At 70.7% G+C, this 22,592-nt stretch carries 22 protein-coding genes and 1 pseudogene; 22 read left to right on the forward strand and 1 reads right to left on the reverse strand.

Annotation, left to right across the window (positions count from 1 at the left end):
• Nucleotides 1-174 precede the first annotated feature (174 nt).
• The 5 genes from CRP56_RS30655 (at nt 175) to ftsH (ending at nt 8,071) form a co-directional block, all read left to right on the forward strand.
• Complete coding sequence (locus tag CRP56_RS30655; RefSeq protein WP_097269432.1) at nt 175-1,506, forward strand: ammonium transporter; 1,332 nt, start codon at nt 175-177, stop codon at nt 1,504-1,506.
• A complete protein-coding gene (locus tag CRP56_RS30660; protein WP_003997576.1) occupies nt 1,503-1,841 on the forward strand; it encodes a P-II family nitrogen regulator in 339 nt (112 codons plus the stop codon). The genes CRP56_RS30655 and CRP56_RS30660 overlap by 4 nt, the downstream gene beginning before the upstream one ends.
• Before the next feature lie 24 nt (nt 1,842-1,865).
• Nucleotides 1,866-4,313, forward strand: coding sequence for a [protein-PII] uridylyltransferase (locus tag CRP56_RS30665; RefSeq protein WP_097269434.1), 2,448 nt, complete (start codon nt 1,866-1,868; stop codon nt 4,311-4,313).
• A gap of 162 nt (nt 4,314-4,475) precedes the next feature.
• On the forward strand, nt 4,476-6,029 hold the full coding sequence (gene ffh, locus CRP56_RS30670) for a signal recognition particle protein (RefSeq protein ID WP_097269435.1): 1,554 nt from the start codon (nt 4,476-4,478) through the stop codon (nt 6,027-6,029).
• 104 nt (nt 6,030-6,133) lie between these two features.
• The gene (gene ftsH, locus CRP56_RS30675) at nt 6,134-8,071 is read left to right on the forward strand and encodes an ATP-dependent zinc metalloprotease FtsH (protein WP_097269438.1); all 1,938 of its coding nucleotides are present in this window, start codon (nt 6,134-6,136) and stop codon (nt 8,069-8,071) included.
• A gap of 78 nt (nt 8,072-8,149) precedes the next feature.
• Here the strand turns inward: ftsH and CRP56_RS30680 are convergent, their stop codons facing one another.
• Nucleotides 8,150-9,007 carry an SAM-dependent methyltransferase gene (locus tag CRP56_RS30680; RefSeq protein ID WP_097269440.1) on the reverse strand — a complete coding sequence of 286 codons (858 nt, stop codon included), beginning with the start codon at nt 9,005-9,007 and terminating at the stop codon, nt 8,150-8,152.
• Between the two features lie 547 nt (nt 9,008-9,554).
• On the opposite strand from CRP56_RS30680, the gene CRP56_RS30685 reads away from it, so the two are divergent.
• The 17 genes and pseudogenes from CRP56_RS30685 (at nt 9,555) to CRP56_RS30765 (ending at nt 22,560) form a co-directional block, all read left to right on the forward strand.
• On the forward strand, nt 9,555-10,151 hold the full coding sequence (locus CRP56_RS30685; RefSeq protein WP_097269442.1) for a hypothetical protein: 597 nt from the start codon (nt 9,555-9,557) through the stop codon (nt 10,149-10,151).
• Between the two features lie 276 nt (nt 10,152-10,427).
• Nucleotides 10,428-10,847: a 30S ribosomal protein S16 gene (gene rpsP, locus CRP56_RS30690; protein ID WP_059198036.1), complete on the forward strand. Its 420-nt coding sequence runs from the start codon at nt 10,428-10,430 to the stop codon at nt 10,845-10,847.
• Between the two features lie 2 nt (nt 10,848-10,849).
• Nucleotides 10,850-11,089 carry an RNA-binding protein gene (locus CRP56_RS30695; RefSeq protein WP_004924853.1) on the forward strand — a complete coding sequence of 80 codons (240 nt, stop codon included), beginning with the start codon at nt 10,850-10,852 and terminating at the stop codon, nt 11,087-11,089.
• Between the two features lie 89 nt (nt 11,090-11,178).
• Entirely contained in the window at nt 11,179-11,724 is a 546-nt protein-coding gene (gene rimM, locus CRP56_RS30700; RefSeq protein WP_097269444.1) for a ribosome maturation factor RimM, read from the forward strand.
• Nucleotides 11,721-12,554 carry a tRNA (guanosine(37)-N1)-methyltransferase TrmD gene (trmD, locus tag CRP56_RS30705; protein WP_097269446.1) on the forward strand — a complete coding sequence of 278 codons (834 nt, stop codon included), beginning with the start codon at nt 11,721-11,723 and terminating at the stop codon, nt 12,552-12,554. Before rimM ends, trmD begins: the two co-directional genes overlap by 4 nt.
• A 134-nt stretch (nt 12,555-12,688) precedes the next feature.
• Nucleotides 12,689-13,039: a 50S ribosomal protein L19 gene (gene rplS, locus CRP56_RS30710; protein WP_059198033.1), complete on the forward strand. Its 351-nt coding sequence runs from the start codon at nt 12,689-12,691 to the stop codon at nt 13,037-13,039.
• A 45-nt stretch (nt 13,040-13,084) separates the two neighbouring features.
• The gene (gene lepB, locus CRP56_RS30715; RefSeq protein ID WP_097269448.1) at nt 13,085-13,801 is read left to right on the forward strand and encodes a signal peptidase I; all 717 of its coding nucleotides are present in this window, start codon (nt 13,085-13,087) and stop codon (nt 13,799-13,801) included.
• Nucleotides 13,794-14,876, forward strand: a pseudogene (gene lepB / locus CRP56_RS30720) (signal peptidase I); the annotation flags it as partial. The gene lepB (CRP56_RS30715) and the pseudogene lepB (CRP56_RS30720), both read left to right, overlap by 8 nt.
• Complete coding sequence (gene lepB / locus CRP56_RS30725) at nt 14,773-15,735, forward strand: signal peptidase I (RefSeq protein ID WP_257041252.1); 963 nt, start codon at nt 14,773-14,775, stop codon at nt 15,733-15,735. The pseudogene lepB (CRP56_RS30720) and the gene lepB (CRP56_RS30725), both read left to right, overlap by 104 nt.
• Nucleotides 15,736-15,878: 143 nt before the next feature.
• Nucleotides 15,879-16,661, forward strand: a complete 783-nt coding sequence (gene lepB, locus CRP56_RS30730; RefSeq protein WP_097269454.1) for a signal peptidase I — start codon at nt 15,879-15,881, stop codon at nt 16,659-16,661.
• Complete coding sequence (locus tag CRP56_RS30735) at nt 16,651-17,166, forward strand: NUDIX hydrolase (RefSeq protein WP_097269455.1); 516 nt, start codon at nt 16,651-16,653, stop codon at nt 17,164-17,166. The genes lepB (CRP56_RS30730) and CRP56_RS30735 overlap by 11 nt, the downstream gene beginning before the upstream one ends.
• Nucleotides 17,167-17,222: 56 nt before the next feature.
• Complete coding sequence (locus CRP56_RS30740) at nt 17,223-17,531, forward strand: DUF2469 domain-containing protein (protein ID WP_003965949.1); 309 nt, start codon at nt 17,223-17,225, stop codon at nt 17,529-17,531.
• Between the two features lie 135 nt (nt 17,532-17,666).
• Nucleotides 17,667-18,029 carry a YraN family protein gene (locus CRP56_RS30745; protein ID WP_079309729.1) on the forward strand — a complete coding sequence of 121 codons (363 nt, stop codon included), beginning with the start codon at nt 17,667-17,669 and terminating at the stop codon, nt 18,027-18,029.
• Nucleotide 18,030: 1 nt separating this feature from the next.
• Complete coding sequence (locus CRP56_RS30750) at nt 18,031-19,656, forward strand: YifB family Mg chelatase-like AAA ATPase (RefSeq protein WP_097269457.1); 1,626 nt, start codon at nt 18,031-18,033, stop codon at nt 19,654-19,656.
• Complete coding sequence (gene dprA, locus CRP56_RS30755) at nt 19,653-20,813, forward strand: DNA-processing protein DprA (protein WP_097269459.1); 1,161 nt, start codon at nt 19,653-19,655, stop codon at nt 20,811-20,813. Before CRP56_RS30750 ends, dprA begins: the two co-directional genes overlap by 4 nt.
• Before the next feature lie 252 nt (nt 20,814-21,065).
• Nucleotides 21,066-21,908: an RNA polymerase sigma factor WhiG gene (gene whiG, locus CRP56_RS30760; RefSeq protein ID WP_097269460.1), complete on the forward strand. Its 843-nt coding sequence runs from the start codon at nt 21,066-21,068 to the stop codon at nt 21,906-21,908.
• Nucleotides 21,909-22,002: 94 nt separating this feature from the next.
• On the forward strand, nt 22,003-22,560 hold the full coding sequence (locus tag CRP56_RS30765) for a TetR/AcrR family transcriptional regulator (RefSeq protein ID WP_097269462.1): 558 nt from the start codon (nt 22,003-22,005) through the stop codon (nt 22,558-22,560).
• Nucleotides 22,561-22,592: the final 32 nt, after the last annotated feature.

Here is a 22,592-nt window from a genome sequence, read left to right on the forward strand (position 1 = left end):
CATCCGGCAGTTCATCGATGCGTAACACGCCATGCGCCTTCGTCACGGCGGCGAAACAACGAGGGGCTTCCACCGAAACCGCGCTGCGCCAATCTCATGGCGCATAACCGGCCCACCCCTCAATCCGCTCAGGCTTCGCCCGCACGGGGCCGTACCAACGACGAGGAGACGCCGATGGCACCAGCCATCACGCTCGCCGCAGACAAGCTGTCGGTGGCCAACACAGGTTTCATGCTCATCTGTTCCGCCCTGGTGTTGATCATGACCCCGGGCCTCGCCTTCTTCTACGGGGGCATGGTCCGCGTCAAGAGCACCCTGAACATGCTGATGATGAGCTTCATCAGCATGGGGATCGTCACCATCCTGTGGGTGCTGTACGGCTTCTCCATGGCGTTCGGGACGGACCACGGCTCGATCATCGGCTGGGAGAACGACTTCTTCGGCTGGACGGGCATCGACAAGGGCGACATCTGGTCCGGGTACACGATCCCGGTCTTCGCCTTCGCCGTCTTCCAGATGATGTTCGCCATCATCACGCCGGCCCTGATAAGCGGCGCGATCGCCGACCGTGTGAAGTTCTCCGCCTGGGCGCTGTTCGTCGTCCTGTGGGTCACGGTCGTGTACTTCCCGGTCGCCCACTGGGTCTGGGGCACCGGCGGCTGGGCCTTCGAGCTGGGTGTGATCGACTTCGCCGGTGGTACGGCGGTCCACATCAACGCGGGTGCCGCGGCGCTCGGCGTGATCCTGGTCATCGGCAAGCGCGTCGGCTTCAAGAAGGACCCGATGCGCCCGCACAGCCTCCCGCTGGTCATGCTCGGTGCCGGTCTGCTGTGGTTCGGCTGGTTCGGCTTCAACGCCGGTTCGTGGCTCGGCAACGACGACGGCGTCGGCTCCCTGATGTTCGTCAACACCCAGATCGCCACCGCCGCCGCCATGCTGGCCTGGCTCGCCTACGAGAAGATCCGCCACGGCGCGTTCACCACCCTCGGTGCCGCCTCCGGCGCGGTCGCCGGTCTGGTCGCCATCACCCCGTCCGGTGGTGCGGTCACCCCGATCGGCGCGATCGCGGTCGGCGCCATCGCCGGTGTCGCCTGCGCCGCGGCCGTCGGCCTGAAGTACAGGTTCGGCTACGACGACTCGCTGGACGTCGTGGGTGTCCACATGGTCGGCGGTGTCATCGGCTCCCTGCTGATCGGCTTCTTCGCCAGCGGCAAGGGCCAGTCCGACGTCGAGGGCCTCTTCTACGGCGGCGGCCTGGACCAGTTCTGGAAGCAGTGCGCCGGTGTCTTCGCGGTCCTCGCCTACTCCCTGATCGCCTCCGCGATCCTCGCCTTCCTCCTCGACAAGACCATCGGTATGCGGGTCAGTGAGGACGAGGAAGTCTCAGGCATCGACCAGGCCGAGCACGCCGAGACCGCATACGACTTCAGCGGCGCCGGCGGCGGTTCCGCCAAGGCCACCGTTGCCCCGGCCGCCGCCGCTGAGAGCAAGAAGGTGGACGCATGAAGCTCATCACCGCAGTCGTCAAGCCCCACCGGCTCGACGAGATCAAGGAAGCCCTCCAGGCCTTCGGGGTCCACGGCCTGACGGTCACCGAGGCGAGCGGTTACGGTCGTCAGCGGGGCCACACCGAGGTCTACCGCGGTGCCGAGTACACCGTCGACCTGGTCCCGAAGATCCGTATCGAGGTCCTGGCCGAGGACGACGACGCCGAGCAGCTGATCGACGTCATCGTCAAGGCCGCCCGCACCGGCAAGATCGGTGACGGCAAGGTCTGGTCCCTGCCGGTCGAGACGGCCGTACGGGTCCGGACCGGCGAGCGCGGCCCCGACGCGCTCTGACGGAAAAAGAACAGGAGCTGCTGGGTGTCGAGTACGGACGTACGCAAGGAAACAGAGGACTCCGGACCCAGCGGCTACGCGGCGGCCCGGCTGCGTCTCCTCAGCGAGGGGGCGCAGTCCGGGCCGCCGCGCCGTTCGGCCCTCTCCGAACTGACGGATGACTGGCTGAGCGGACTCTTCACGGCGGGCGCCGAGGGGATGCGCGGAGTCTCCCTGGTCGCCGTCGGCGGCTACGGCCGCGGCGAGCTCTCCCCGCGCAGCGACCTGGACCTGCTCCTGCTGCACGACGGCAGCGACTCCGGCGCGGTCGCCGCCCTGGCCGACCGCATCTGGTACCCCGTCTGGGACCTGGGCCTGGCCCTCGACCACTCCGTACGGACCCCGGTGCAGGCCCGCAAGACCGCCGGCGAGGACCTCAAGGTCCAGCTCGGCCTCCTCGACGCCCGGCACCTCGCCGGCGACCTGGGCCTGACCGCGGGACTGCGCACCGCGGTCCTCGCCGACTGGCGCAACCAGGCCCCCAAGCGCCTCCCCGAACTCCAGGAACTCTGCGCCGAACGCGCCGAACGCCAGGGCGAGTTGCAGTACCTGCTGGAACCGGACCTGAAGGAGGCCCGGGGCGGGCTGAGGGACGCCACCGCGCTGCGCGCCGTCGCCGCGTCCTGGCTGGCCGACGCCCCGCGCGAGGGCCTCGACGACGCCCGGCGCCGGCTCCTCGACGTCCGCGACGCCCTGCACCTCGCCACCGGGCGCGCCACCGACCGGCTCGCGCTCCAGGAACAGGACCAGGTCGCCGCCGAGCTCGGCCTCCTCGACGCGGACACGCTGCTGCGGCAGGTGTACGAGGCGGCGCGGGTCGTGTCGTACGCCAGTGACGTCACCTGGCGCGAGGTGGGGCGCGTGCTGCGGTCGCGCGCCGTGCGGCCGCGGCTGCGCGCCATGCTCGGCGGCGGGAAGCCCGTCGCGGAGCGGTCGCCGCTGGCCGAGGGCGTGGTCGAGATGGACGGCGAGGTGGTGCTCGCCCGCGCCGCGCGCCCCGAACGCGACCCCGTCCTGCCGCTGCGCGCCGCCGCGGCCGCCGCGCAGGCCGGACTGCCGCTCTCGCTGCACGCCGTACGGCGCATGGCCGCCCACGCGCGCCCCCTGCCCGCGCCCTGGCCCGCCGAGGCGCGCGAACAGCTCGTGACCCTGCTCGGCTCCGGCGCCCCGACCATCGACGTCTGGGAGGCGCTGGAGGCGGAGGGCCTGATCACCCGGCTGCTCCCGGACTGGGAGCGGGTGCGCTGCCGGCCGCAGCGCAACGCCGTGCACATCTGGACCGTCGACCGGCACCTGATCGAGACGGCCGTGCGCGCCTCGGAGTTCACCCGCCGCGTCCACCGCCCCGACCTGCTCCTGGTCGCCGCGCTGCTGCACGACATCGGCAAGGGCTGGCCCGGCGACCACTCGGTGGCCGGTGAGATCATCGCGAAGGACGTCGCCGCGCGCATCGGCTTCGACCGCGAGGACGTCGCCGTACTCGCCACCCTCGTACGGCACCACCTCCTGCTCATCGACACCGCCACCCGGCGTGACCTGGAGGACCCCGAGACGGTCCGGTCGGTCGCGGAGGCGGTCGGCACGCAGTCGACGCTGGAGCTGCTGCACGCCCTGACGGAGGCGGACGCGCTGGCCACCGGCCCGGCGGCCTGGTCGTCCTGGCGGGGTTCCCTCGTCACCGACCTCGTGAAGCGGGTCGCGGCCGTGCTCGCCGGGGACGACCTGGCCGAGCCCGAGGCCGCCGCGCCCACGGCGGAGCAGGAACGCCTCGCCATCGAGGCGGTCGCCACCGGCAGCCCGGTGCTGTCGCTGCGGGCCCAGACCGAACCGCCGACGGGGGAGGAGCCGTCCGGCGATCCCGAGCCGCTGGGCGTGGAGCTGCTGATCGCGGTGCCCGACCAGCCGGGTGTCCTCCCGGCGGTGGCCGGCGTCCTGGCCATGCACCGCCTGACCGTCCGGACCGCGGAACTGACGGCGCTGGACCTGCCGGACGGGGTCGAGGGCTCGGTGCTGCTGCTGAACTGGCGGGTGGCGGCGGAGTACGGTTCGCTGCCGCAGGCCGCGCGGCTGCGGGCGGACCTGGTGCGCGCCCTCGACGGGTCGCTGGACATCGCGGGCCGCCTCGCCGAGCGGGACGCGGCCTACCCGCGCCGCCGCGGTGTCGTCGCCCCGCCGCCACGCGTGACGGTCGCCCCGGCCGCGTCCCGGCTGGCCACGGTCATCGAGGTACGCGCCCAGGACGCCCCGGGGCTGCTGTTCCGGATCGGGCAGGCGCTGGAGGACGCGGGGGTGCGGATGCGCAGTGCGCACGTGTCGACGCTCGGCTCCAACGCGGTCGACGCCTTTTACGTGACCACCGGCACGGGCGCTCCCCTGCCGGGCGACGAGGCGGCCGCGGTGACGCGGAAGCTGGAGGAGACGTTGCGGGGCTGAGAGCCGGTGTCATATCTCCGGTCGGATCAGCGCGCGTGCCAGGCGTCGCGCGCCCGGCCGGGGATATGACACCGGCTCTGAAGGGGGATCCCGGCGACCTGCCGCGCCGGGATACCCTGGAAGACGCTCATACTGCCCCCGACTCCGAGGACCGACGCCGCCGTGTTCGATACTCTCTCCGACCGCCTCTCAGCGACCTTCAAGAATCTGCGCGGCAAGGGGCGTCTGAGCGAGGCGGACATCGACGCCACCGCGCGCGAGATCCGTATCGCGCTGCTCGAAGCGGACGTGGCCCTCCCGGTCGTCCGGACGTTCATCAAGAACGTCAAGGAGCGGGCGCTCGGCGCCGATGTCTCCCGGGCGCTGAACCCCGCCCAGCAGGTGCTGAAGATCGTGAACGAGGAGCTCGTCACGATCCTGGGTGGCGAGACCCGGCGTCTGCGGTTCGCCAAGAACCCGCCCACCGTGATCATGCTGGCCGGTCTCCAGGGTGCCGGTAAGACCACCCTCGCGGGCAAGCTCGGCCACTGGCTGAAGGAGCAGGGCCACTCGCCGCTGCTCGTCGCCGCCGACCTCCAGCGCCCCAACGCCGTGAACCAGCTGAGCGTCGTCGCCGACCGCGCGGGCGTCGCCGTGTACGCGCCGGAGCCGGGCAACGGCGTCGGTGACCCGGTCAAGGTCGCCAAGGACTCCATCGACTTCGCGAAGTCCAAGGTCCACGACATCGTCATCGTCGACACCGCGGGCCGCCTCGGTATCGACCAGGAGATGATGCAGCAGGCCGCGGACATCCGGGACGCGGTCTCTCCCGACGAGATCCTCTTCGTCGTCGACGCGATGATCGGTCAGGACGCGGTCAACACCGCCGAGGCCTTCCGCGACGGCGTCGGCTTCGACGGCGTGGTGCTCTCCAAGCTCGACGGTGACGCCCGCGGTGGTGCCGCCCTGTCGATCCGCCAGATCACCGGCAAGCCGATCATGTTCGCGTCGAACGGCGAGAAGCTCGACGACTTCGACGCCTTCCACCCTGACCGGATGGCCTCCCGCATCCTCGACATGGGTGACCTGCTCACCCTGATCGAGCAGGCGGAGAAGACGTTCAGCCAGGAAGAGGCCGAGAAGATGGCCTCCAAGCTGGCGTCCAAGAAGGGCCAGGACTTCACCCTGGACGACTTCCTGGCCCAGATGGAGCAGGTCAGGAAGATGGGCAGCATCAGCAAGCTGCTCGGGATGCTGCCCGGCATGGGGCAGATCAAGGACCAGATCAACAACCTCGACGAGCGGGACGTCGACCGCACCGCCGCGATCATCAAGTCGATGACCCCGGGCGAGCGCCAGGACCCCACGATCATCAACGGCTCCCGTCGCGCCCGTATCGCGCGCGGTTCCGGTGTCGAGGTCAGCGCGGTCAAGGGCCTGGTCGAGCGGTTCTTCGAGGCCCGCAAGATGATGTCCCGCATGGCCCAGGGCGGCGGGATGCCGGGCATGCCGGGGATGCCGGGCATGGGCGGCGGCCCCGGCCGCGCCAAGAAGCAGCCCAAGAAGGCCAAGGGCAAGCAGCGCTCCGGCAACCCGATGAAGCGCAAGCAGCAGGAGCAGGAGGAGGCCGCGAGGCGCGCCGCCGCCGCGCAGGGCGGCAACGCCTTCGGCGTCCCGGGCCAGCAGGCCCCGCAGGACTTCGAGCTGCCGGACGAGTTCAAGAAGTTCATGGGCTGACGGTTCGTTCTCTTACGACGCCGGGGGCGCTCCCTGTTTCAGGGGGTGCCCCCGGCGTCGTAACCGCGCATGCTGGCGCGGCTTTCCTGTCGTAACGTCCGGATATGACCAACCCTGCGCCGCCCCGCAAGTCGCCGGACCAGCCCTGGCGCACCGAGGGCACCCCGGAGGAGCCGCAGAAGCCGTCCCCCGGTGGGCGGCGGCCGCGTGGCGGCTGGTGGAGCCTGGTCGTCACCGCGCTGGTCGTGTTCCTGATCGCCAACCTCGTGCTGTCCTTCTTCAACGAGGGTGACGAGCCGACGATCTCGTACACCGAGTTCAGCAAGCAGGTCGACGCCGGCAACGTCAGCAAGATCTACGCCAAGGGCGACGCGATCCAGGGCCAGCTCAAGAAGGAGCAGGACAACCCCGAGGGCGACGGCAAGTACACCAAGTTCAACACCGAGCGGCCGACCTTCGCGGACGACCAGCTCTGGGAGGACCTGACCAAGCACAACGTCACCGTCACCGCCGAGCCGGTCGTCCAGCACCGCAGTTTTCTGGCCAACCTGCTGATCTCGCTGGCCCCGATGCTGCTGCTGATCGTGCTGTGGATCTTCATCGCGCGGCGGATGAGCGCGGGCATGGGCGGCGCGGGCGGCATGCTCGGCCGCAAGGCGCCGCCGAAGCCGGTCGAACTGGAGTCGGGGGAGAAGCGCACGACCTTCGCGGACGTGGCCGGCATCGACGAGGTCGAGGGTGAGCTCAACGACGTCGTCGACTTCCTGAAGAACCCCGAGGCCTATCGGCGCATGGGTGCCAAGATGCCGCGCGGTGTGCTGCTCGCGGGTCCGCCCGGCACCGGCAAGACGCTGCTCGCGCGGGCGGTGGCCGGCGAGGCGGGGGTGCCGTTCTTCTCCGCGTCCGCCTCCGAGTTCATCGAGATGATCGTCGGCGTCGGCGCCTCACGCGTGCGGGAGCTGTTCGCCGAGGCCCGCAAGGTGGCCCCGTCGATCATCTTCATCGACGAGATCGACACCATCGGCCGGGCCCGCGGCGGCGGCTCCGGCATGGGCGGCCACGACGAGCGCGAGCAGACCCTCAACCAGATCCTCACCGAGATGGACGGCTTCTCCGGCTCCGAGGGCGTCATCGTCATCGCGGCGACCAACCGCGCCGACGTCCTGGACCCCGCCCTCACCCGCCCCGGCCGCTTCGACCGGGTGGTCATGGTCTCGCCCCCGGACCGGGGCGGCCGTGAGGCCATCCTGGAGATCCACACCCGTGACATCCCGATGGCCGACACCGTCGACCTCGCCCAGGTCGCCCGCACGACCCCGGGCATGACCGGCGCCGAACTGGCCAACCTGGCCAACGAGGCCGCCCTCCTCGCGGTCAAGCGCAAGCAGGACCAGGTGACCCAGACCGACCTCTCGGAGGCGCTGGAGAAGGTCCAACTGGGCGCCGAACGCCCGCTGGTGATGCCCGAGGAGGAACGCCGCCGCACCGCGTACCACGAAAGCGGACACGCCCTCCTCGGCATGCTGCAGCCGGGCGCCGACCCGGTCCGCAAGATCACCATCGTGCCGCGCGGCCGGGCGCTGGGCGTGACCCTGTCGACGCCGGACGCCGACAAGTACGCGTACACCGAGGAGTACTTGCGCGGCCGGATCATCGGCGCGCTGGGCGGCATGGCCGCCGAACAGGTCGTCTACGGCGTGATCACGACCGGCGCGGAGAACGACCTCGAACAGGTCACCAACATCGCGCGCGGCATGGTCGCCCGGTGGGGCATGAGCGAACGGGTGGGCCGGCTGTCCGCGCTCCCCAACGACGCCCAGCAGGCCTACGGGCTGGCCGCCGCCCCGCAGACCCTCGACGTCATCGACGGCGAGATGCGCCGGATCGTCGACGAGTGCTACGACGAGGCCTGCCGCAAACTCCGCGACCACCGAGGCCAGTTGGACGACCTCGCCCAGGCGCTCCTGGAGAACGAGACGCTGGAGGAGACGGACGCGTACCGCATCGCGGGGATCACCCGGCTGGCCAAGGACGAGGCGTAGGGCCCGTCCGGCGGATGGGCGTGCCAGGCCCCGCGTCTGCGGCATGATCCGCCGGACAGGCCCCAGGCGCCCGTTGGGTCACGGCACGCGCGCGATGAGGTAGCGGAACACGTTCGGCATCCACACCGTCCGGTCCCGTCGCTGGTACGGATGGAGCGCCTCGGCCACTTCCTTGTCGACCTGTGCCTGGTCCGTCGCGGAGATCGCCGCGTCGAAGAGACCGGTCGACAGCAGGCCTTTGACCGCGCTGTCCAGGTCGGCGTACCCGAACGGGCAGGCCACCCGACCGGAACCGTCCGGCTTCAGTCCCGCCCGCTGGGCGACCTCCTCCAGGTCGTCGCGCAGGGCGGGGCGCCAACTGCCCGTGCCGCGCAGCGGATCCGCCAGCTTCGTGGCCACCCGCAGCACGGACGACGTGGTGCAGCGTTCCGGCGGACCCCAGCCGGCGAGCACCACGGGCGCCCCGCGCTCGGCGAGCGGGGTCGCCGCCCGCAACAGCTCGCCGAGCCCCTCCGAGTCGCCCGCGAGGCATCCGATGGGCTCGAAAGCGGTCACCAGGGTGTACGCGGGCGTCTCCGCGTCGGCCGCGTCCTGTGGTGTGCCCTCGACCAGCCGGGTGTCCCCCCGCGGGTGTGTGCCCCACGCCTCGGGCAGCAGCCGTTCCCGGGCCAGGGCCAGCCGTTCGGGGCGGGAGGCGTCGACGCCGGTGACCGCGGCGCCTCTGGAGGCGGCCATCAGCAGGGCGAGCCCGCTGCCGCAGCCGAGGCCGAGCAGCCGGGTGCCGTGTCCTACCTTCAGTCGCTCGTAGACGGCCTCGTAGAGCGGGACCAGCATCCGCTCCTGGATCTCGGACCAGTCACGCGCGCGTGCCCCCGGATCCACGCGGGGTGTCTCCCCCGTGTGCGCCAGGTGCTGCCGCACGAGCGTAGGTGTCATCAAAGCGCCCCAATCCGCCGAGAGTTGCCCTAGTGTCCGTTTCCGTGGCCCCCGTGACGTGCGCTCGCTCTTCCCCCGCAATGCCAGCAAACTCCGCGTCCGTCCCGGAGTCCAGGGGTCGTAGGGCCCCGCTTGTGGGTTGAACGTGCCAGTGGCGAGATTTCACATGCCGGCAACTTGGGGCCGTACGATCCCGTCATCGGCGGTCTTGCTGCCCGAGGGTGGGTCGGTGCCGGACGCCGAGGACGCGCCCGGTAACGTCGCGGTCGTCGCACGCGCTTACTGAGGTAGCGCCCTTCCGGTGGGAAAGCGGCCGAAACGCCTCTTGCGCATCCGAGGGCCCCACTCGTCGCGACGCGCGGACATCGTCTACGCGGCGGTGCGTATATCGGACTACGTACCGCCTTGGTACGAGCTGTGAGGCTTCTCCGCAGATCAGCGCACCCGCCCTCGTCAGGACGCATCAGCGGCAACTGACGGGTACGTGCAAATTATTTGGGATGGCCCGGAATCGGAACACTGGGGCACTCCGGCTCGTTGTCATTACGTGAGCACGACACAGACACCACCTGTTCTCGCCGCCGAGCTGGCACAGGCGTGGGCCGACATTCAGCGGTACCACCCCGAGCTGCCGGACCTCGCCGCGCCAGAGTCCCTGATCGGGGAGTCGTCGTCCGCGTGCGGACACGAACTCTCCTTCGAGCGACTGCTCCATGAGGCAGTCCATGGGATCGCCGCCGCCCGCGGCGTCCGTGACACCTCCCGCGCCGGCCGCTACCACAACCGCAGATTCCTCGCGATCGCCGAGGAAATGGGCCTGGACCACCCCGAGGAACCGCACCCGAGCAGCGGCTTCTCGCTGGTGACCCTCAACCCCGAGGCGAAGCGCCGTTACCGGCCGACGATCGACCGCCTCCAGCGCGCCCTCAAGGCGCACACGGCAGCCACCTCCGCCGACACCTCCCGCACCTTCCGCGGCCCGGCCGCCCGGCACGGCTCCTCCGGGGGCGGCGTGCGCGTGAAGGCGGTCTGCGACTGCGGGCGCAACGTACGGGTCGTCCCGTCGGTGCTGGCGCAGGCGCCGATCGTGTGCGGCGGCTGCGGCAAGCCGTTCCGCATCCCGGAGGTCGTCGGGGCGGCCTAGCCACGCGCGGTGCCGGCGTCTCGTGGGTGCCGGAACCGGTGTCGTGGCGGCAGCGCTGACGGGCACCCGGACCGCCGGGTGCCCGTCAGGCATGCCCTCGGGCGGCCTCGGTCCGAGGTGAGCCCGGGGGTGTGGCACAATGGCTAGCTGTACTCGACAGTCGCACAGGACCCCTCTCTCCTCCGGCTGACGCGTCCATCGGGCACTCGGGTACCGCAACCCCACGCGGCAATCTCGCCGTGCCCAACCACGTCAAAACCAGGAGAATCCACTCCCGTGGCAGTCAAGATCAAGCTGAAGCGTCTGGGCAAGATCCGTTCGCCTCACTACCGCATCGTCGTCGCCGACTCCCGTACCCGTCGTGACGGCCGTGCGATCGAGGAGATCGGTCTGTACCACCCGGTGCAGAACCCGTCGCGCATCGAGGTCGACGCCGAGCGCGTCGCCTACTGGCTGGGTGTCGGCGCGCAGCCGACCGAGCCCGTGCTCGCCATCCTGAAGAAGACCGGCGACTGGCAGAAGTTCAAGGGCGAGCCCGCCCCGGCTCCGCTGCTCGTCGCCGAGCCCAAGAAGGCGCGCCCCTCGTTCGAGGCCCTGGGCGGCGACGACGAGGGCAAGGGTGAGGCCATCACCCAGAAGAAGAAGGCTGAGAAGAAGGACGAGGCTGCCGCCGAGTCCGAGTCGACCGAGGCCTGAGCATGCTCGAGGAGGCTCTCGAGCACCTCGTGAAGGGCATCGTCGACAACCCTGACGATGTGCAGGTCGCATCCCGCAACCTGCGTCGTGGACGCGTGCTCGAGGTGCGGGTCCACCCCGACGACCTCGGCAAGGTGATCGGTCGCAACGGCCGCACCGCACGCGCTCTGCGCACCGTCGTGGGCGCCATCGGCGGTCGCGGCATCCGCGTCGACCTCGTCGACGTGGACCACGTCCGCTGACGCCAAACGCAACACCGGCTCGGGCCGGGGAGGGCCTTCGGGTCGTCCCCGGCCCGTAGTCGTACGTACGATCAGGAGATCTTCGAAAAGTGCAGCTCGTAGTCGCTCGCATCGGCCGTGCTCACGGCATCAAGGGCGAGGTCACCGTGGAGGTCCGTACCGACGAGCCGGAGCTCCGGCTCGCCCCCGGTGCCGTCCTGCTCACGGACCCCGCCGCCACCGGCCCCCTCACCATCGAGACCGGCCGGGTGCACAGCGGCCGCCTCCTCCTGCGCTTCGAGGGCGTCAAGGACCGCACCGCCGCCGAGGCCCTCCGCAACACCCTCCTGATCGCCGAGGTCGACCCGGAGGAGCTGCCGGAGGACGAGGACGAGTACTACGACCACCAGCTGATCGACCTGGACGTGTTCACCGCCGACGGCGTGGAGGTCGGCCGGATCACCGAGATCTCGCACCTGCCCTCGCAGGACCTCTTCATCGTGGAGCGTCCCGACGGCAGCGAGGTGATGATCCCGTTCGTCGAGGAGATCGTCACGGAGATCGACCTGGAGGAGCAGAAGGCGGTCATCACCCCGCCGCCCGGGCTGATCGACGACCAGGCGGAGATCGCCTCTTCCCGGGAAGACAGCGCATGAGACTCGACGTCGTCACGATCTTCCCCGAGTACCTCGAACCCCTGAACGTCTCGCTCGTGGGCAAGGCACGCGCGCGTGGACAGCTCAACGTCCAGGTGCACCATCTGCGCGAGTGGACCTACGACCGCCACAACACCGTCGACGACACCCCGTACGGCGGCGGCCCCGGCATGGTCATGAAGACCGAGCCCTGGGGGGACGCGCTGGACGCGGTGCTGTCCGACGGCTACGAGACCGGCTCGCACGCGCCCGCCCTCATCGTCCCGACGCCCAGTGGACGCCCCTTCACCCAGGAACTCGCCGTCGAGCTCTCCGAGCGGCCCTGGCTGGTCTTCACACCGGCCCGCTACGAGGGCATCGACCGCCGGGTCATCGACGAGTACGCGACCCGGATGCCGGTCTACGAGGTGTCCATCGGCGACTACGTCCTCGCCGGCGGTGAGGCGGCCGTCCTGGTGATCACCGAGGCCGTGGCGCGGCTGCTGCCCGGCGTCCTCGGCAACGCCGAGTCGCACCGGGACGACTCCTTCGCGCCCGGCGCGATGGCGAACCTCCTGGAGGGGCCCGTCTACACCAAGCCGCCCGCCTGGCGCGGCCGGGAGATCCCAGAGACGCTGCTCAGCGGCCACCACGGCAAGATCGCCCGCTGGCGGCGCGACGAGGCGCTCAAGCGCACCACGGCCAACCGGCCCGACCTGATCGAGCGCTGCGACCCCAAGGCCTTCGACAAGAAGGACCGCGAGATGCTCTCCATCCTGGGCTGGGCCCCGGACCCGGCGGGGGAGCCGTACGGCCGATTTTGGCGTCGGGTCGACGACGTGGAAGAATAGGCCGCTGTTGTGCGTCGTCCGGCGTGCGCCCCTGCCACAGGGGGACACGACGCCCGCCCCGACACGGACAGCATCCTCAGGAAACACCTATCTCCCGCCTATGACCTGTGGCATGGGCGAAGAAAGCAGACGAAATGTCTCACCTGCTCGACTCCGTCGACAGCGCGTCGCTGCGCAGCGACATCCCGGCCTTCCGCCCGGGTGACACCGTCAACGTCCACGTCCGCGTCATCGAGGGCAACCGCTCCCGTGTGCAGCAGTTCAAGGGCGTAGTCATCCGTCGCCAGGGCGCCGGTGTCCGCGAGACCTTCACGGTCCGCAAGGTCTCGTTCTCCGTCGGCGTCGAGCGCACCTTCCCGGTGCACACCCCGATCGTCGAGAAGATCGAGCTCGTCACCCGCGGTGACGTCCGTCGCGCGAAGCTGTACTACCTGCGCGAGCTGCGCGGCAAGGCCGCGAAGATCAAGGAGAAGCGCGACAGCTGAGCTCGCGCGGGCGTTCTCAGCGGGGCCGGATAACATCTCGCCCCGATGGACACCGAAGCACAGCAGACGGAGCGCGACCGCTCCTCCCGCCCTTCCGACTCCGAGGAGATCTCGGACACAGAGGGGCAGGAGGAACGGTCGCGTTTCGCGTTGCCGGTGCGGATCACCGAGTGGCTGCCCGGCGGACGGATCACTCTGACCGCACTGCTCTGCCTGCTGTTTTTGCTGCTCCTCAACGCTTTCGTGGTGCAACCCTTCCAGATTCCCAGCGGATCCATGGAAAACGGATTGAGGATCGGGGACCGGGTTCTCGTAAATAAGTTGGCGTACCGTTTCGGTGCCGAGCCGCGGCGCGGGGATGTGGTCGTGTTCGACGGATCCGGGTATTTCGGGGATGCGGACTACATCAAGCGCGTGGTGGGCGTGGGGGGAGACCACGTGGTCTGCTGCGACCAGAAGGGGAGGATCGAGGTGAACGGCCGGTCGGTCGACGAGTCGACGTTCCTGTACCCCGGTGACAGCTCGTCGACGGTTCCCTTCGACGTCGTCGTGCCCGACGGCACCCTCTTCGTCCTCGGCGACCACCGCAGCCGCTCCAGCGACTCCCGCGACCACCTGGGCTCGCCCGGCGGCGGGATGATCCCGGTCGACGACGTCATCGGCCGCGCCGACTGGATCGTATGGCCGGCCGCGCACTGGACCCGGATCGAGCCGTCCGACGCCTACGCGCGCGTGCCCGCCGCGGGCGGTGCGCATGGGTAACCGCGGCAAACCGCGCGGGGTGTCCGGCGACGCCGCCGACAACCTGCTGCCCACCGGCGTCCGGCGCGCGGCCAGCCCCGCGGGCGGTCGTTCGCGCGCGGAGCGCCGCAAGCTCCAGCGCAAGGTCAAGCGGCGCCGCAGGCGCTCCGCCGTCAAGGAGATACCGCTCCTCGTCGGGGTCGCCGTCCTCATAGCCCTGGTGCTGAAGACCTTCCTGGTGCAGGCCTTCGTGATCCCGTCGGGCTCCATGGAGCAGACGATCCGGATCGGCGACCGCGTCCTGGTCGACAAGTTCACCCCGTGGTTCGGCTCCAAGCCGCAGCGCGGGGACGTCGTCGTCTTCAAGGACCCCGGCGGCTGGCTCAAGGACGAGCAGACGACGGTGAAGAAGCAGGACCCCGTCGTCGTCAAGCAGATCAAGGAAGGGCTCACCTTCATCGGCCTGCTGCCGTCCGACAACGAGAAGGACCTCATCAAGCGTGTCGTCGGCGTCGGCGGCGACCGCGTCAAGTGCTGTGACGCACAAGGGCGGGTGACCGTCAACGGCGTCCCGCTCAGCGAGGACTACCTCTATCCCGGCAACGCGCCCTCCACGCAGCAGTTCGACATCACCGTCCCCCAGGGGCGGTTGTGGGTGATGGGCGACCACCGGGCCAACTCCGCGGACTCCCGCGTGCATCAGGACACCGACTACGGCGGCACGGTCTCCGAGGACTCGGTCGTGGGACGGGCCATGGTCATCGCCTGGCCCCTGGGCCACTGGACCACCTTGAAGGAGCCGAAAACCTACGCGTCCGTGTCCGACTCGGCTACCGGGTCGACCGCAGCCGCCCGGCTGTCGCATAGGGTTGCCTCCGACGATCCGAATGGACCTGTCCAACTCCCGACCCCTGCGGAACTCCCGCTCGTTATGGGAGTGGTGGGCCTGCACCGTGTCATGGGCAGGCGGCGGCACAGAGTAAGGAGTTGGCGTGGGGGATGTGGCGGTTGGCGCACGGTCCGGACACGACGGCGAGGAGCACCGCGGACGCCCCGTGGACGCGGCCGACCCGGCCGCGGACAGCGTCGTGACCTCGAGCGACGGCTCCGGTGGAGACGAGGACGGGACCAGGACCGACGAGAGCCAGGACGAGTCGAGGCCCGCGCCGAAGAAGCCGCGTTCCTTCTGGAAGGAACTGCCGATCCTGATCGGTATCGCGCTCGTGCTGGCGCTGCTGATCAAGACGTTCCTGGTGCAGGCGTTCTCGATCCCGTCCGACTCGATGCAGAACACCCTCCAGCAGGGTGACCGGGTCCTCGTCGACAAGTTGACGCCGTGGTTCGGCTCCGAGCCCGAGCGCGGTGAGGTCGTCGTCTTCCACGACCCGAGCCAGTGGCTGGCGGGCGAGCCGACCGCCGAACCGAACGCCGTCCAGACGTTCCTCAGCTGGATCGGTCTGATGCCGTCCGCCGAGGAGAAGGACCTCATCAAGCGGGTCATCGGCGTCGGCGGCGACACCGTCGAGTGCAAGGGCACCGGCCCGGTGAAGGTCAACGGCAAGGCGCTGAACGAGAGCGACTACGTCTACGCCGGCAACACCCCGTGCACGGTCGACGACATGGGCGGCCAGTTCAAGGTGAAGGTGCCCAAGGGCTTCATCTGGGTCATGGGCGATCACCGCCAGAACTCACGCGACTCGCGCTACAACCAGGACGACAAGTACCACGGCATGGTCCCGGTCGACGAGGTCGTCGGACGAGCCATCGTGAAGGCCTGGCCGATCAACCGCTGGGGCACCCTGCCGGTCCCGGACACCTTCGACCAGGACGGCCTGAACAACCAGTCCTCGGCGTCCACCGCGCTGACGGTGGCCCCGCAGGGGCTGGCGCTCGCGGGCGCGGTGCCGGTGGTGCTGTGGCGGCGGCGCAAGGTCGCGCCGGCGGAGACGCGCTGACCTGAGCACCGGGGCCGACCGGCCTGCTGACCCGGGCTGACCTGCGCATCGAGGTCGACCTAGGCAAACCTTTACGGAGCCGGTGACCTTGGTCCCCGAAGGGGGCTGACCGGTTCCGGTACCGCCGGGTAGGGTGCGGACCCATGGGTGGCGAGAGCACGACACGTACGGCCCCGCGCAGCGGTGGCACCAACACGGGCCCGGTGGGCAGCCGGACCGGACAGCGACTGTCCGGGCTGGCCGTCGCGCTGGGCCTGGTGCTGTTCCTGGGCGGGTTCGTCTGGGGAGCGGTGGTCTACCGGCCGTACACCGTGCCCACCAGCTCGATGGCGCCCACCATCGACGCCGGCGACCGGGTGCTGGCGCAGCGCATCGACGGCGGCGACATCCGCCGGGGTGACGTGGTCGTCTTCACCGACAAGACCTGGGTGACCAACGCCCCCGTGGTCAAGCGCGTGGTCGCGGTCGGTGGGGACACCGTCTCCTGCTGCACGAAGGGCAAGCTGACCGTCAACGGCAAGCAGATCGACGAACCGTATCTGCCCAAGGACAGCCTGGCCGAGTGGAAGAACATCCCCGAGGTGACCGTCCCCAAGGGGCGGCTGTTCCTGCTCGGTGACGAGCGGCAGGGCTCCCTGGACTCCTCCGCCCACCTCACGGACGCGGCCAGCGGCACGGTGGCGGTGAGCGCCGTGACGGCCCGCGTCGACGCCGTCGTCTGGCCCATGGACGGCATGCTGAAGGAGCCGAGCGGCTTCAAGGAGCTCGGTGCGCTGTCCTCGCCGGGACCGCTGCGGACGATCACCGCCCTGATCATCGGCGGCGCGGTGCTCGTGCTCGGCGGTGGCGCCTACGGGCCGATCGCCAAGCGGCTGGGCAAGCGTCGCGCCGCCCAGAGCCGGACGGAGCCCGTGGGTGCGCGCTGAGGCCGCGGCGGACACCTATGAGGGTGGGCTGCGCAAGGTCGCCAGAGTCGTGCTGCTCGACCCCGACGACCGCATCCTGCTCCTGCACGGCCATGAGCCGGACGATCCGAGCGACGACTGGTGGTTCACTCCCGGTGGCGGAGTCGAGGGCGACGAGACTCGTGAAGAGGCCGCTCTCAGGGAACTCGCCGAGGAGACCGGAATCACCGAGGTCGAGCTCGGGCCGGTGCTGTGGCGCCGGATGTGCTCCTTCCCGTTCGCGGGGCGCCGCTGGGACCAGGACGAGTGGTACTTCCTGGCCCGGACGACCCAGACGGCGACCGCGGCGACGGCGCTCACCGATCTGGAACGGCGCAGCGTCGCCGGAGCGCGCTGGTGGACGTGTCAGGAACTGACCCAGGCACATGAGACGGTGTATCCGACCAGACTCGCCGAGCTGCTCCGCAGGCTGCTCGACGAAGGTCCCCCGGCCGGGCCCGTGACCCTTGACACCGAAATCGTCTAGGGGCTGACGGGACTGGCGCACAATGGGGGGATCGCACGGCTGAAGGGGAACATGCCATGAGCGCCGAGGACCTCGAGAAGTACGAGACCGAGATGGAGCTGAAGCTCTATCGGGAGTACCGCGATGTCGTCGGTCTGTTCAAGTATGTGATCGAGACCGAGCGGCGTTTCTATCTCACCAACGACTACGAGATGCAGGTGCACTCGGTCCAGGGTGAGGTGTTCTTCGAGGTCTCGATGGCCGACGCGTGGGTCTGGGACATGTATCGGCCGGCTCGGTTCGTGAAGCAGGTGCGCGTGCTCACGTTCAAGGACGTGAACATCGAGGAGCTGAACAAGAGCGACCTGGAGCTGCCGGGCGGGTGAGGCCGGTAGGGCGGTAGTGGGGGGCCGAGGGTCGCTCGTGTGGGTGGCTGAGTTTTCCACAACCGTCGGGTGGTCCACCAAGATCAACAAGGGTGGCTCGGCTGCGTGATCGTTGGCGCCGGAGGTGGTGCCGACATGAACGCACGCAGTGCACTCGGCAAGTACGGCGAGACGCTGGCCGCGCGGCGGCTGGCGGAGGCCGGGATGACGGTCCTGGAGCGCAACTGGCGCTGTGGCAGGACCGGTGAGATCGACATCGTGGCGCGGGACGGAGAGGTCCTGGTCGTCTGCGAGGTCAAGACACGGCGGGCGGGTGCCTTCGAGCACCCGATGGCCGCGGTGACCCCCGAGAAGGCGGAGCGCCTGCGCGGTCTCGCCGAATGCTGGATCCATGCCCACGGAGGAGCGCCGCCGGGCGGCGTCCGCATCGACCTGGTCGGCGTACTCCTGCCGGAGCGCGGAGCGCCCGTCGTCGAGCATGCGCGGGGGGTGGCCTGAGATGGGGTTCGCGCGGACGTGCTCGGTGGCGCTGGTGGGCGTCGAGGGTGTGGTGGTGGAGGTCCAGGCGGACCTGGAGCCCGGGGTCGCGGCGTTCACGCTGGTGGGGCTGCCGGACAAGAGCCTGACGGAGAGCAAGGACCGGGTGCGGGCCGCGGTGGTCAACTCGGGCGCGGCGTGGCCGGCGAAGAAGCTGACGGTGGGGTTGAGTCCGGCGTCGGTGCCGAAGAGCGGGAGCGGCTTCGATCTCGCCGTCGCCGCGGCGGTGCTGGGTGCGGCCGAGCGGATCGACCCCAGGGTGCTGGCGGACATTGTCATGATCGGCGAGCTGGGGTTGGACGGGCGGGTGCGGCCGGTGCGCGGCATCCTCCCGGCGGTGATCGCGGCCGCGGACGCCGGCTACGAACAGGTGGTGGTGCCGGAGTGCGCCGCCGCCGAGGCCTCGCTGGTGCCCGGCATCTCGGTCCTGGGCATCCGCAGCCTGCGCCAGCTGATCGCCGTGCTGGCCGACGAGCCCGTGCCGGACGAGGAACCGGAGGAGGAGGGCCGCCCCGACCCCCTGCTCGCCGGGCTGCGGGTGCCGGGCACGGGCGCGGCCACCGGCATGCACAGCATGGGTGCCGCGCAGCAGGACCAGGGACATGACCTGGCCGATGTCGTGGGCCAGCTCTCGGCCCGCACCGCCGTGGAGGTCGCGGCGGCCGGCGGCCACCACCTCTTCCTGGAGGGGCCGCCGGGCGCCGGCAAGACGATGCTGGCGGAACGCCTGCCCGCGGTGCTGCCCCGGCTGACCCGGCAGGAGTCGCTCGAGGTCACGGCGGTGCACTCGGTGGCCGGGCTGCTGCCGCCGGGCAAGCCCCTGATCGACACCGCGCCCTATTGCGCCCCGCACCACTCGGCCACCATGCAGGCACTCGTCGGCGGCGGCCCCGGCATCGCCCGGCCGGGCGCGGTGTCGCTGTCGCATCGCGGGGTGCTCTTTCTGGACGAGACCCCCGAGTTCAACAGCCAGGCGCTGGACGCGCTGCGCCAGCCGCTGGAGGCGGGGCACGTGGTCATCGCCCGCAGCGCGGGTGTGGTGCGGTTCCCGGCGAAGTTCCAGATGGTGCTCGCGGCCAATCCGTGCCCCTGCGGGCGCTTCTCCCAGACCGACGACTTCTGCGAATGCCCGCCCTCGGCGATCCGCCGGTACCAGGCCCGGCTCTCCGGTCCGCTGCTCGACCGGGTCGACCTGCGGGTGGAGGTCGACCGCGTCACCCGGGCGCAGCTGGCCCAGCGCGGGGCCAGAGGGGAGTCGACGGCGGTGGTCGCCGACCGGGTGCGGGCCGCCAGGGAACGGGCGGCGGCACGGCTCGTCGGCACCCCGTGGCGGACCAACAGCGAGATGCCCGGCCGCGAGCTGCGCAGCCGCTGGCACGCGGTGCCCGGGGCGATGGACGAAGCCGAGCGCAACCTCGAACGCGGGGTGCTGACGGCCCGCGGCCTCGACCGTGTGCTGCGCGTCGCCTGGACGGTCGCCGACCTGCTGGGACACGACCGGCCAGACGCCACCGACGTCGCCCTGGCCCTGCAACTGCGCACCGGGATTCCCAGGGGCGTCCCCATGGCGATCGGGGCGCTCACGTGAACGGAGGGGACGACCCGGGCCGCGAACTGCTCGCCCGGGTCTTCCTCGCCCGTGTCATCGAGCCCGGTGACGAGGTCGCCGGGCGGTGGGTGCGGGAGTTCGGGGTGGGGGAGGTGGCTCGGAGGCTGCGGGACGGGCGGGAGGTGTTGCCCGGGGTGAGCGGGAAGCGCTGGGGCGGGCTGGTGGCTCGGGCCGGGGAGGCCGATCCTCGACGGGATCTCACGGTCGCCGCCGAGGCCGGGGTGCGGTTCGTCCGTCCGGGGGACGGCGAGTGGCCTGGGCAGCTGGATGATCTCGGGGATGCCCGGCCGCTCGGCCTGTGGGTGCGCGGGCGGCCCAGTCTGCGGATGTGGGCCCTGCGGTCCGTCGCCGTGGTGGGGGCCCGGGCCTGTACCGAGTACGGCGCCCACATGGCGGCCACCCTCGCCGCCGGGCTCGCCGAGCGCGGGTGGGTGGTGGTGTCCGGCGGCGCGTACGGCGTCGACGGGGCCGCCCACCGAGGGGCGCTGGGCGCCGGCGGCGCCACCGTCGCCGTGCTGGCCTGCGGCGTCGACCGGCCCTATCCGCGCGGGCACACCGAGTTGATCACCAGGATCGCGGAACAGGGGCTGGTGGTGGGGGAGTTGCCGCCGGGCGACCATCCGACGCCGAGCAGGTTCGTGCTGCGCAACCGCGTCATCGCCGCGCTGACCAGAGGGACCGTCGTCGTCGAGGCCGCGTACCGCAGCGGCTCGCTCGTCACCGCGCGTGCCGCGCAACGGCTCGGGCGGCACACCATGGGCGTGCCCGGGCCGGCCACCAGCGGCCTCTCCGCCGGGGTGCACGAACTGCTGCGCGGCGACGCCGAACTCGTCACCGACGCCGAGGAAGTCGTCGAGGTGGTCGGGGACATGGGCGAGCTCGCGCCGGAACGGAGAGGGCCAGTGCTGCCGCGCGACCTGCTCGAACCGGGGGCGCGCAGGGTCCTCGACGCGCTGCCCGCACGCCGTGCGGCGACCGCTGCCGAGGTCGGGCGCGGCGCGCAGACGACACAGGACGAGGCGATCGCGAGACTGTACGAGCTCCGATCACTTGGTTACGTCGAACGACACGGCGACGGCTGGAAGTTGACACGCCAGGCGATGATCTCCGTCCGTGGTGCTCGCGGTCCGAGTTGACCGAGCGTGTTCGGCCGTCCGGGGGAACCCCTACAGCCTTGGGAATTCCCGCAGTTGGAGTTTCCCCGTGGTCACGCTGAGTCGTCGGCGTGACTCGGCGGGGCGTCAAGAGGAACGTATCTGCGCACGGCTCGGGGCCGCTCCTTCGCTCACCGCGACACTCCAGTCACGCTACGCTCACGGGGATTCCAGCACGGAACGGCGACTCGACCCCAGATCCCCACTTCACGGCAGAACGGCACAAGGCGACGAATGCCCCAGCACACCTCCGGGTCCGACCGGGCGGCGGTCCCCCCAGCCGCCCGGGACGGTGGCAGCGTGCGGCCCCCCGCTCCCTCGACGCTCGACGAGCTGTGGCGGTCGTACAAGGCGACGGGGGACGAACGGCTGCGGGAGCAGCTGATCCTGCACTACTCGCCGCTCGTGAAGTACGTGGCGGGCCGGGTGAGCGTGGGGCTGCCGCCCAACGTCGAGCAGGCCGACTTCGTCTCCTCCGGTGTCTTCGGGCTCATCGACGCGATCGAGAAGTTCGACATCGACCGGGAGATCAAGTTCGAGACGTACGCGATCACCCGGATCCGGGGCGCGATGATCGACGAGCTGCGGGCGCTGGACTGGATCCCGCGGTCGGTGCGGCAGAAGGCGCGGAACGTCGAGCGGGCGTACGCGACGCTGGAGGCGCGACTGCGGCGGACGCCCAGCGAGGGCGAGGTGGCGGCCGAGATGGGGATCGCCGTGGACGAACTCCACGCGGTCTTCAGTCAGTTGTCGCTGGCCAACGTGGTCGCGCTGGAGGAGTTGCTGCATGTCGGGGGTGAGGGCGGCGACCGGCTGAGTCTGATGGACACGCTGGAGGACACCGCCGCCGACAATCCGGTGGAGGTGGCCGAGGACCGGGAGCTGCGGCGCTTCCTGGCGCGGGCGATCAACACGCTGCCCGAGCGGGAGAAGACCGTGGTCACGCTCTACTACTACGAGGGGCTGACCCTCGCGGAGATCGGGAACGTGCTCGGTGTGACCGAGAGCCGGGTCAGTCAGATCCACACCAAGTCGGTGCTGCAACTGCGGGCGAAACTGGCGAGCTTCGGTCGGTGACCTGGCCGGATGAACGGTCGTGGTCGAAGGTGACTCCCGTCCGGGGCGGTGCGTCCGTAAAGTGGTGGACGTGCCAAGGATTCGAGCGGCCTCCGTGGCCGAGCACCGGTCGATGCAGCGAGCCGCCCTGCTGGACGCGGCTCGGTCGTTGCTGTCCGAGGGTGGGACGGAGGCGCTGACGTTCCCGGCTCTCGCCGAGCGGACGGGGCTGGCGCGGTCGTCCGTGTACGAGTACTTCCGGTCGCGGGCCGCGGTCGTCGAGGAGCTGTGCGCGGTCGACTTCCCGGTCTGGGCGGCGGAGGTCGCCGCGGCGATGGGCGCGGCGGAGGGGGCCGAGGCCAAGGTCGAGGCGTATGTGCGGCGGCAGCTGGCGTTGGTGGGGGACCGGCGGCATCGGGCCGTGGTCGCGATTTCCGCGAGTGAGCTCGATGTGGGGGCTCGGGAGAAGATCCGGGCCGCGCACGGGGGGCTGGTCGCGATGATCGGCGAGGCGCTGGAGGAGATGGGGCACGCGGAGCCTCGGCTTGTGGCGATGTTGCTGCAGGGGGTTGTGGATGCGGCTGTGCGGCGGATCGAGCTGGGGGCGGCGGAGGATCCTGCGGCGATCACTGAGGCTGCGGTGACGATGGCTCTGCGGGGGGTTCGCGGCTGAGACCCGTGGGGGGTGCGGCTGAGGCCGGTGGG

This window comes from Streptomyces sp. TLI_55, assembly GCF_900206255.1.
Classification (GTDB): Bacteria; Actinomycetota; Actinomycetes; order Streptomycetales; family Streptomycetaceae; genus Streptomyces; species Streptomyces aquilus.